This window comes from Rhodococcoides corynebacterioides (assembly GCF_019834675.1).
GTDB lineage: Bacteria > Actinomycetota > Actinomycetes > Mycobacteriales > Mycobacteriaceae > Rhodococcoides > Rhodococcoides corynebacterioides_A.
The window spans coordinates 102,068-111,992 of sequence record NZ_JABUBU010000010.1 but is presented as its reverse complement, the minus strand read 5'-3'; the positions used below and the strand labels follow the sequence as shown (position 1 = coordinate 111,992).

General features: G+C 73.0%; 7 protein-coding genes and 1 pseudogene. 4 read left to right on the top strand and 4 right to left on the bottom strand.

What is annotated here, in order from left to right; translation table 11 throughout:
- Positions 1–492, top strand: a 492-nt coding sequence (locus tag HQ603_RS12280; protein ID WP_222684806.1) for a zinc-binding dehydrogenase, incomplete at its 5' end; no start/stop codon positions are given.
- A gap of 4 nt (positions 493–496) precedes the next feature.
- Here the strand turns inward: HQ603_RS12280 and HQ603_RS12275 are convergent.
- Positions 497–1,654: a DUF3068 domain-containing protein gene (locus HQ603_RS12275; protein ID WP_222684805.1), complete on the bottom strand. Its 1,158-nt coding sequence runs from the start codon at positions 1,652–1,654 to the stop codon at positions 497–499.
- Positions 1,655–1,761: 107 nt separating this feature from the next.
- On the opposite strand from HQ603_RS12275, the pseudogene HQ603_RS12270 reads away from it, so the two are divergent.
- Positions 1,762–2,910: pseudogene (locus HQ603_RS12270) on the top strand (acyltransferase family protein); the annotation flags it as partial.
- Here the strand turns inward: HQ603_RS12270 and HQ603_RS19290 are convergent.
- From HQ603_RS19290 to HQ603_RS12255, 3 genes are read right to left on the bottom strand one after another with little or no spacing between them, the layout of a single operon-like run.
- On the bottom strand, positions 2,874–7,181 hold the full coding sequence (locus tag HQ603_RS19290) for an alpha-(1->3)-arabinofuranosyltransferase domain-containing protein (RefSeq protein WP_442981437.1): 4,308 nt from the start codon (positions 7,179–7,181) through the stop codon (positions 2,874–2,876). The pseudogene HQ603_RS12270 and the gene HQ603_RS19290 overlap by 37 nt on opposite strands.
- 26 nt (positions 7,182–7,207) lie before the next feature.
- The gene (locus HQ603_RS12260; protein WP_072681274.1) at positions 7,208–7,369 is read right to left on the bottom strand and encodes a DUF2613 domain-containing protein; all 162 of its coding nucleotides are present in this window, start codon (positions 7,367–7,369) and stop codon (positions 7,208–7,210) included.
- Between the two features lie 36 nt (positions 7,370–7,405).
- On the bottom strand, positions 7,406–7,873 hold the full coding sequence (locus HQ603_RS12255) for a universal stress protein (protein WP_222684803.1): 468 nt from the start codon (positions 7,871–7,873) through the stop codon (positions 7,406–7,408).
- 95 nt (positions 7,874–7,968) lie between these two features.
- Between HQ603_RS12255 and HQ603_RS12250 the strand changes: the two genes are divergently transcribed.
- Both HQ603_RS12250 and HQ603_RS12245 read left to right on the top strand, forming a co-directional pair.
- Entirely contained in the window at positions 7,969–9,177 is a 1,209-nt protein-coding gene (locus HQ603_RS12250) for a glycoside hydrolase family 3 N-terminal domain-containing protein (protein WP_222684802.1), read from the top strand.
- A gap of 54 nt (positions 9,178–9,231) precedes the next feature.
- Positions 9,232–9,819: a TetR/AcrR family transcriptional regulator gene (locus HQ603_RS12245; protein ID WP_068099303.1), complete on the top strand. Its 588-nt coding sequence runs from the start codon at positions 9,232–9,234 to the stop codon at positions 9,817–9,819.
- Positions 9,820–9,925: the final 106 nt, after the last annotated feature.

Here is a 9,925-nt window from a genome sequence, read left to right as displayed (position 1 = left end):
GTGGTGGCGGGGGAGCGGGTCGGGGTGTTCGGCTGTGGTGGTCTGGGCCTGTCGGCGGTGATCGTGGCCGCGCAGGCGGGCGCGCACGTCACGGCGATGGATCGGTCTCCGGACGCTCTGGAGTTCGCGCGGCGGCTGGGCGCCACCGACGTGCAGAGCGCCGCGCCGTCGGATCTGCACGTGGCACTGGAGTGTTCGGGCCACCCGGCGCTGGTGAACGTCGCGCTGCGGTCGCTGCGCCGACGCGGTCGGCACGTGCAGGTGGGGCTGCTGCCGGACGGTGCGGACACCGCGCTGGACGTGGTGATCGCCCGTGAGCTCGACGTGCTGGGCAGCCACGGCATGCCCGCGCGGGACTACCCGGAACTGCTGCGCACGCTGCCGCTCGACGCGGTCGCCTCGATGATCGCGCGCCGAGAACCACTCGAGGGCGCCCAGCTCGCGCTGGACGCCCTCGGTGATGCGGCCGGGGTGACGATCCTGCACCCCTGACCGGTCAGTCCTTGCGCAGGTTGGTGCGCGGGATCTCCTCGGTGCGGTCGGTGGTCCAGTCGTGGCCGCGACCGCCGTCGTCGACGCGGTTGTCGTACGCCTGCGTCGGCGCATCCGGCGCGGGGCCGGTGGCGGTGGCCGGACGGCCCTGACCGCGGCCGCCGCGGAGCAGCAGCAGGAGGCCGAGGACCAGCGAGATCAGACCGACGACGCCGGCGACGATCGGCACGGTGCGGCCGATGAGCGCGATGCGATCCATGCCGTCGCGGGCGCGGCCCAGCTGGTACTCGACGGTGTTGTCGTCGAAGGAGATGGGCGCGCGGATCACGTCCACCTCGGGGGTGCCGGCCCGACGTGCGTAGTACTGGTGCACGTCCTCCTGGCCCTTGACGATCACGCCGGTGGTGGGCTCGACGAAGATGTCACGGGTGTTCTCGTAGAACCGCGTCATGGTGATCGGCTGGTCGCCGCCCTCGACACCCCACGTACTGGCCGGCAGGGCGAGCTTATTGGTCGGGGAGGGAACGACCTTCGACAGGTCCTGTGCCGGGATGGTCTGCGTGTAGTGGTAGACGGTCACGCCCTCGATCTGCGTCTCCTCGACGAAGGTCATGTCGAAGGACTGGCGGGCCACCGTGTCGAAGAACGGGTACGTCTGCTTCTGCGCGTCGAACGGGAACTTGTACTGCAGACCCGTGTGCGGCACCTCGGTGGCCGGCTGGTCGGCCTGACTCTGGATGGAGCCGACCGGATCGACGGGCATGGAGGAGACGCGGTCGAGCGTCACGCGGTCGACGACGGCGGTGAGCAGGCCGGTGTCGCCCTGCCGGTCGGTGCGCCGCAGCGTGGAGCCGGCCTGCACGGTGATGCGGTCGGAATCCGACGGCTCCTCCGTGGTCACGAAGCGCTGCGAGACCAGGGGGACGTTCTCGTCCACGCGCGCCGCGCCGGCCGAGAGGGAGCGCGAGTCGAGCACCGAGCCGGTGCCCGTGGCGACGGTGGTGATCTCGAGGTCCAGCGGGGTCTTCTCCAGCCGTCCCACCGTGTACAGCGGGATCAGGATCGCCACGACCAACAGGAAGACGCCGAGGCCGATGAGGATCGACGGAAGCACGCGCTTCGGAGACTGGGTCGACGCGGGTGCCGACGAACTCTTCGCCATGGACATGAACTCCTGTGGTCAGGTGGTCGAGCGCGGCCGGATCTGCCCGAACCCTAACGTATCGCCCGCCCGAGGGCGGGACCCCATGAGGCACACTGGGCAGGACCATGACCAGCGACGCACCTTCGGTATCGGCCTCGGGATTCGTCCCGGCGCTGGAGGGAATGCGCGGGTTGGCCGCGGTGGGTGTGCTCCTCACCCACGTCGCGTTCCAGACGGGCACGTTCTCGGTGCCCGTGGTGGGCCCGCTGCTCGGCCGGCTCGATCTCGCCGTCGCGGTGTTCTTCTCGCTCTCCGGTTTCCTGTTGTGGCGTCCGCACGCGGCCGCGGCGCGCGGTCTCGGTCGGTCGCCGTCGGCGCGGCGGTACCTGCTGCACCGTGCGGCGCGCATCCTGCCCGTCTACTGGGCGGCGGTGATCCTGGTGTTGGCGCTGCTGCCCGGCGCGGGCGGCGGTCTCGGGCTGTGGCTGGCGAATCTGACGTTGGTGCAGGTCTTCGTCCCGCTCTCGCTCACCCAGGGCCTCACGCAGATGTGGTCGCTGTCGGTGGAGGTGGCGTTCTACCTCCTCCTCCCGCTGGTCGGGTGGCTGCTGGTGCGGCTGTCCGGGCCGCGTGCGCGGTGGCGCGTGCCTGTGCTCCTGGGCGTGGCGGCGGCGTCGACGGCGTGGACGTTCCTGCCGATCGAGCCGATCGACGGCGTGAACATCGAGAACTGGCTGCCCGGCTACCTGTCGTGGTTCGCCGCCGGGATGATCGTCGCCGAGACCGCGGCGGAGGTCGCCGTCCGACCGGCCGACGCCGTGCGTCCCCGGCTGGCCCGCATCGCCGATCGACGGTGGACGTTGCTGGCGGTCGCCGCCGTCGCCTTCGTCGTCGCGGCGACGCCGGTGGCGGGCGAGCAGGATCTGACGACGCCGGCCGCGTGGCAGTTCGCCGTCAAGGTCTCGCTGGGTGCGCTGATCTCGTTCTGTCTGCTGGCCCCGCTGGTCCTGGGCACGTCGGTCCGGACGCGGTGGCTGGGCGGCGAGTTCGCGCTGACGATCGGTCGGTGGTCCTACGGCATCTTCGTGTGGCACCTGGCGGTGCTGGCCGTGGTGTTCCCGGTGCTGGGCGTGTCTCCGTTCGCCGGACAGTTCCCGCTGGTGGCCGGGCTGACGCTGGTGCTGACCGTCCCCGTGGCCGCGGCCGGGTACGCGTTGATCGAGGAACCGGTGCGGGTCTACGTGCGTGACCGGGAGCGGCGCCGACGGTCGACGACGCCTGCGAGCGCCGGGGAGTCCGGCGAGTTCGGGGCAGCGGCCAGCAGCACCGAGACCGCGGGGGCCGCCACCGCGAGCAACGCTGCGCCCTGAATCGGTGCGGAATGCCCGACGTAGCCGTCCGCGGCGCGCCACGGCCCCGTCGAGAGCATCGCTCCGGCGAGAGTGAACCCGACGCCGGCGACCACCACGGCGCTGCGCCCCGCGACCTGCCACCCGAATCTCGTGCGCACGCCGATCAGGACCGCCGCGAGCGCCGCGACCAGGCCGAGGCCCGCGAGTCCGCCGACCACCCACACCGCACCGGCCAGGGCGACCGACCCGGCGACCGTGCCGCGCCAGGGTCGGACCGGCGTGGTCGCGTCGTCGACACGTCGTGGCCCGACGAGCACGAACGCGATCAGCGCCGCCGTCAGGAGCAGACCGACCACCAGCGCCGTCCGGTAGGCGGTGTCGGCCGGGAAGGTCAGCGTGACCTCGCCGGACACGCCGGCGGGCACCACCCAGCCCTGCTGCCACCCGTTCACCACCACGGGGGTCAGGGCGGTGCCGTCGGGAAGCATCGCGCGCCGGACGGACGTGCTCTCCGGCACCACCAGCAGGCGGTCCTCGGTCGCTCCGGTGAGGGTCACGCGTCGGGTGTCCGCGCTCCACACGCCGGCGGTCCACTCGTCGGCGGTGACGGCCACCGGGTCCGGCCCGGCCGGGGGGAACGCGCGCAGCGGCGCGGTGCGCAGGGTCACCGAGTCGACGACGAGCGCGTCACCGGGGTCCACCGAGACCGACCGGTCACCGGCGGGCAGCGGCACGGGATTGCTGACGTTCGCCGCGACGGGAACGTTCCCGGCGCAGAGGGTGGCGCGGACGGGTTCGCCCGACGCGAGGGCGGACGCGGTGGTCGACACCGCGGTGCGCACGAGCTGCCCGGCGACGGTCAGGGTGGGTCCGTCCCCGCACGCCAGGACGACGGGGGCGTCACGGTCGACGGGGGCCGAGAGCGCGCCGTCGTCCGACCGGACGGCGATCTCGGCGAGCCCGGGTGGTCGGATGCGGTCGAATCCCAGTGCGGTGCGGTCCAACACGTCGTCCCAGTCGAGCACCGAGACCACGATCCGGTCGGTCTCGGTGGGGGCGAGGTCGATCTCCGTCGTTCCCTCGGGGTCGATCTCGCGGACCTGCGGTCCGGCACCCAGGTCGACGACGACGCGGGTGGGGTGCGCCGGCAACGTCCCCAGCGGCTGGGTGAGCGCGAGTCCGTCGACGCGCGTGCGGGACGGAAGGGACAGTGTGACAGTGGGATACGTGCCGGCGCGGGACTCGACCGAGTCCGGTGACGCGGTCCAGCTGGTGCGCTCGTCGCCGTCGGTCAGGGCGAACGCGGAGCCCCGCACGTCGGCCACCTCGGACGCGCCGCGGGCGCGGGGGCGGCCGTCGCGGGCGAGGAGATCCTCGAGCGCCGAGCCCGGTCGACCGCGGACCCACACCTCGGGGGTCACCGCCGTTCCCTGCGGCACCGACAGGGTGCGCTGGAACGCGTCGACCTCCTCCGGATCCACGCCGACACCGCCCGCGCAGCGCACCCGGTCGGTCGTGTCGATGCACGGGGCACGGCCCGGAAGTTCCTGAGCGAGTGACCATCCGGTGACCTGCGCGCCGGCGGCGGGGGCCGGGAGATCGGTACGGTGCTCGATGCGCACCGGGGTCGGCGCGGCCGGGTCGGAGTAGTCGGTCAGCCGCAGGTCGGCGATGCCGAACTGCGCGCCGCGCGACCCGTCCTCCGTCTGCGTGGCCGTGATGCGGACGACGGTCGTGCGGCCCGCCGGCAGCGAGACCGTCACCGGCTCACCCGGTTCGGTGATCCGCGCGGCGGCGGTGCCGTTGTCGGTGGCGATCTCCACCCACTTGACGGGCGAGCCCAGTGACCCTGCGGTGGTGCGGAATTCGAGCAGACCGGACGTCAGCGGGGTGTCGGGTCGCAGTTCGAGCCACTGCCCGACGGCGCTCTCGAGGCCGTTGCTGATCCAACCGGTGACGGCGTCACCGTCGACGGCCGCGGCCGGGTTCGCCCCCGGCAGGGCGCCGCCGAACTGCGTGGCGTCGGACGCGGACGAGGACACCGTGACGCGCGCGCCGCGCCACGATCCGGTGACCAGCGGGGTGGGACCCGCCGGGTAGTCCGGAACGGCGTTGAGGGTGCGCCGCGCGTCGTCCGGGGCGCGGACGGCACTGCTGTGGTCGTCGACGGAACCGAAGTCGACCTCGCGGTCGACGGGGGTGTCGGTGACCAGGACGTCGTCGACGGGCAGCCCCGCCGCCCGCGCGTCGCCGTCGAGCAGGACGGGGCCGGCCGGGACGGGCGCGATGCCGCCGCGCTCACGCTCGTCGTCCAACCGGGCCGCGACCTCCGGTCCGCCCTGGACTCGCGGCACCGCATCCGCCGCCACGGTGTACGGGCCGCTCGGAGTACCGCCCGCGTCGACCTCGAAGATCTCGATCGCCGGGTACGTCGGACGCAGGTCGGAGTCGGAGACGATGCCCTCGACGTCGCCGGGCCCGACGTCGTCGCCGAACGTGGCGACGCGGCGCAGTCCCGGCGACCCGTCGATCGCCTGGTGGACCGTGGACGTCCGGGTGGACCGGGACGTCTCCGGATCGAGATCGTTGCGCAGCACCAGGTGTCGCACGTTCATCGTCGTCAGGGTCGCGGCGAGCCCGGCCGACGAGCGGCCGTTCGCCAGCAGGCGCTGCACGGCGTCGAGGGCGCGGATGGCACCCGGCGGAACCAGGGGGACGGCGTCGCGCACCGCCCAGGGCGACGACGCGAGGGCCTGCAGCGGCTCGTCCCGCGTCAGTCCCCACAACTGGGACGCGAGCGGGGCGCCGGGGATCACCAGGGCCCGCGACTGCTCCGCCCCGTCCCCGGCGTGCTCGCCGAGCCACTGCGCCGCCGCCGTCCAGTCGTCGGGCACCGCCGGGTAGGCGCCGCGCGGGGCGAGACGCCCGGTCCAGGCCAGCGAGGTCGCCACGGTGAGCGCCACGAGAATCAGCGCCGCGAACGCGACCAGCGGCTCCTTCTCCGGGTGGCGGGCGGCGCGTCGCCAGCGGGCGGAGGACACCGTGCCCGGCAGCGGCGCGAACCGGAGGAGGTGGGCGACGCCGAGCGCGAGGGGCAGCCGGATCAGTGGCTCGAGCTTGTGGATGTTGCGCAGGGGCGCGCCGACGCCGTCGAGGAACGCGCGCACCGGTTCCGACACCGGCGAGCCCAGTCCGCCCATGTACCCGGCGGCCATGCCCACCACGCCGATCAGCAGCACCAGCGTGAGCCGTCCGCGCGCCGGCATGGACCGCATGGCCAGGCCCGCGAGGCCCGCCGCCGCGACGACGCACGACGCGAGCACGACGGCCGGCTGCGTCACGACGATCGCGCCCGCGATGCGCTCCGGCGAGACGAACGGGGTCCAACTGCTGGTCCCGCGGACGGCCTCGGTGAGCGAGGCCCACTGCGTCGTCGTCCCGGCCGATTCGATGAAGTCGAGGAACGGCGGGCTGACCCGGCCCAGGATCAGCAGCGGCACGATCCACCACAGCGTGGCCGCCAGGAGCGCCGCGATCCACCAGCGGGTGAACTGCCACCAGCGGGCGTCGGGGCGGTGCGCGAGCCACCACACCACCGCGACCAGCGTGGCGGCTGCGGTGGCGACGGCGTTCACCGCCCCCATCAGAGCGACGGCCACCGCGGACGACGCGGCGGCGCGGCGGACGTCGAGCGCGCGGCCGGAGAACACGCGCACCAGGGGAATCAGCACCCAGGGCGCGAGCATCACCGGCAGGGATTCCGAGCTGATCGACCCCAGTGTGGTCAGGACGCGGGGGGCGAGGACGAACGTCAGCCCGGCGACCACCCGGGACCCGCGGCTGCCCACCTCGAGGGCTTCGGCGAGCCGGACGATGCCCCAGAACCCGGCGAAGAGCAGCAGCGCCCACCACAGGCGTTGCGTGACCCAGCCGGGAACGGAGAGGACGTCACCGAGCGCGAAGAACGCCCCGTGCGGGAAGAAGTAGCCGTAGGCCTGGTTCTGCACCTGGCCGAGCGGCGCGTCGGACGTCCACAGGTGGGACGCCCGGGACAGGAACCCCAGCGGGTTCTGCGTGAGGTCGTACTTGGTGTCGGCCACGATCAGGCCGGGGGCCTGCAGGAACGACAGGATCAGGGCGCCGAGGGCCGACCAGAGCCGCCATTCGGCGCCGACGGGCGCGACCCGGGGCACCGCAGCGACGGCGGGTTCGCGAGCGGTCAGCGGCTGCCGTACTCGACCTGGTTCAGCAGCGACGAATCCGCGTTGCCGGACCGGTCGATCTCGGGACGGGAATTCGAGGACGCGGCGGCGGTGGCGCCGAAGACCACGGCGACCCCCAGCACGGCTCCGACCAGGGCGCTCACGGCTGCGGATTTCACGCGCTCAACGTACCAGGGCGGTGCCCGGTGCGGGTGTCACCGGCCGGGCGGAACGATGAGAACGGGTCGGTGGCTGTGCTTGAGCACCAGGTCGGCCACCGAGGACTGCAGGAGCGACCGCAGTCCGGTGCGCCCGCGGGTGCCGGTGACGATGATGTCGGCGTTCACCTCGTCGGCCACCTCGACGATGGTGGTCCAGATGGCGGAGTGCGACTCCTCGCAGCGACCGTCGGCGTTGATGCCGGCCCGCGCCGCGAGCTCGAGGCCCTCGGAGTTGGTGGCGCGCGCGTCGGAGAGCGCGATGTCCTCGGCGGCGTCGTCGGGCAGCCATTCGGGGGCCATCACTCCGGACAGACCCGACATGCGGGCGGCCTGTCGCACCATCGGTTCCCACGCGGTGACGACGATGGCTCGCTGGGCCTGCAGGAATCGGCCGGCGTACTGCACGGCGCGACGGGCGTTGTCCGACCCGTCGTAGGCGATCAACATGACGTCACAGGACATGACGGTCCTCCCGACGGGGATGGGCTCGTGTGCGTGGCCAGCACCTTACCGGCGCGAGGCGCCGGCCGCGGGCCCATCGCGATAACGTTTCGGTCATGCCCGGATACCGTCTGACCTGTCTCCTGGCCGTGTCGACCGTGTCGACCGTGTCGACCGTGGCGCTGGCGGCGTGTGGTTCGGGGGCCGGGACCGACGCACCGGAGTCCCCCGCACCGTCCCCGGCGGCCTCGTCGTCGCCCGCGATGTCGGAGTCGCCGGCGGCCGTGTCGTCGTCGCCCGCCGCACCCCCGGCCGACACCTGTGCACAGGCCGTCGCCGCCCTCACCGAACGCCAGCGTCTGGCGCAGTTGCTGACCGTCGGCGTCACCGGCACGGACGACGCCGTCGCGGTGGTGCAGGCCGAGCAGGTCGGCGGCGTGTTCGTGGGCAGTTGGACCGAACCGGGCATGCTCGCGGGCGGCGGCGTCGCCCGCGTGCAGGACGCCGCGACGCTCCCCGTGATGGTCACGATCGACGAGGAGGGCGGCCGGGTCTCGCGAGCCGAGGACCTGCTCGGATCGATCCCGAGCGCGCGCGAGACCGCGGCGACCATGACCGTCGAGCAGACCTACGCGATGTGGCGCGAGCGCGGGCAGGGCCTGCGGGAGCTCGGCATCACCGTCGACTTCGCGCCCGACGTCGACGTCAGCGACCAGGCCGACGACACCGTCATCGGCGACCGGTCGTATGCGGACGATCCGGCGACCGTCGTCGCCTACGCCGACGCCGCCGCGCGGGGACTGCGCGACGCCGGTGTGCTCCCGGTGATCAAGCACTTCCCCGGCCACGGTGCGGCGTCGGGCGATTCGCACACCGGCGCCGTGACCACCCCGCCGCTCGACGCCCTCCAGACCCGCGACCTGGTGCCCTTCCGTGAGTTGGCCCGTCCCGGCGTCGGCGTCATGGTGGGTCATCTCGACGTGCCCGGGCTGACCGCCGAGGGCGAGCCCGCCAGCATCAGTCCCGCGGCGATGGCGTTGCTGCGGGGCGGCGGTGGGTACGGCGCGGCGCCGTTCGACGGACCGATCTTCACCGACGACCTGTCCGGGATGGCCGCGATCACCTCGCGCCTGGGGATCGAGCAGGCGGTGGAGGCGGCGCTCGTCGCGGGCGCCGACGTCGCCCTGTGGATCACGACGGACGCCGTCCCGGACGTGCTCGACCGGCTCGAGGACGCGGTGGCGTCGGGCCGGCTGACCGACGAGCAGGTGAACCGCAAGGTGGCCACCGTGTTGCGGGCGAAGGCCGCCCCGGGCTGCGTGTGAGCGAGCTGACCGTCGAGTAAGATCGGGGGCTGCACCGAGACCGCGGGAGGGCGCATGGCAGGCGGAACCAAGCGGTTGCCGCGCGCCGTCCGCGAACAGCAGATGCTCGACGCGGCCATCGAGGTGTTCTCCGAGAACGGCTTTCACGCCACGTCGATGGATTCCATCGCCGCGCGGGCGCAGATCTCCAAGCCGATGCTCTACCTGTACTACGGCAGCAAGGACGAGCTGTTCGCCGCCTGCATCCACCGCGAGGGCCTCGAGTTCGTCCAGGCCATGACGCCGGCGGCGGACCCGTCGCTGAGTCCTCGCGAGCAGCTCCGCAAGGCCCTGGTGGGGTTCCTGACGTTCGTCGACCAGCACCGCTCGTCGTGGATGGTCCTCTATCGCCAGGCCATCGGTCAGCAGGCGTTCGCGGGACAGGTGCAGAGCAGTCGGGACCGCCTGATCGCGCTCACCGCGTCCCTGCTGGAGATGAGCACCAAGGACCCGGGGCCCGAGCACGACTTCGGATTGATGGCTGTCGCGCTGGTCGGCGCCGGTGAGGCCGTCGCGGACCGCGTCGCCGGGGGCGAGGTGGACGTCCACCAGGCCACCGAGCTGCTCGAGACGCTCGCGTGGCGGGGTCTGCGCGCGTCCTGACGGCCGCTTCATCCATCCGAATTAACTTCCGGTCGACCTGTAGGCGACGCTCCCGAACGCGAATACTGTTCCGCTCGATCGGTTCGTTTCGCGGCCCGTACCGGTC

Coding starts and splice junctions, on each gene's coding strand:
- HQ603_RS12275 (WP_222684805.1), bottom strand. CDS start 1,654: ATGGCGAAGAGTTCGTCGGCACCCGCGTCGACCCAGTCTCCGAAGCGC.
- HQ603_RS12255 (WP_222684803.1), bottom strand. CDS start 7,873: ATGTCCTGTGACGTCATGTTGATCGCCTACGACGGGTCGGACAACGCC.
- HQ603_RS12250 (WP_222684802.1), top strand. CDS start 7,969: ATGCCCGGATACCGTCTGACCTGTCTCCTGGCCGTGTCGACCGTGTCG.
- HQ603_RS12245 (WP_068099303.1), top strand. CDS start 9,232: ATGGCAGGCGGAACCAAGCGGTTGCCGCGCGCCGTCCGCGAACAGCAG.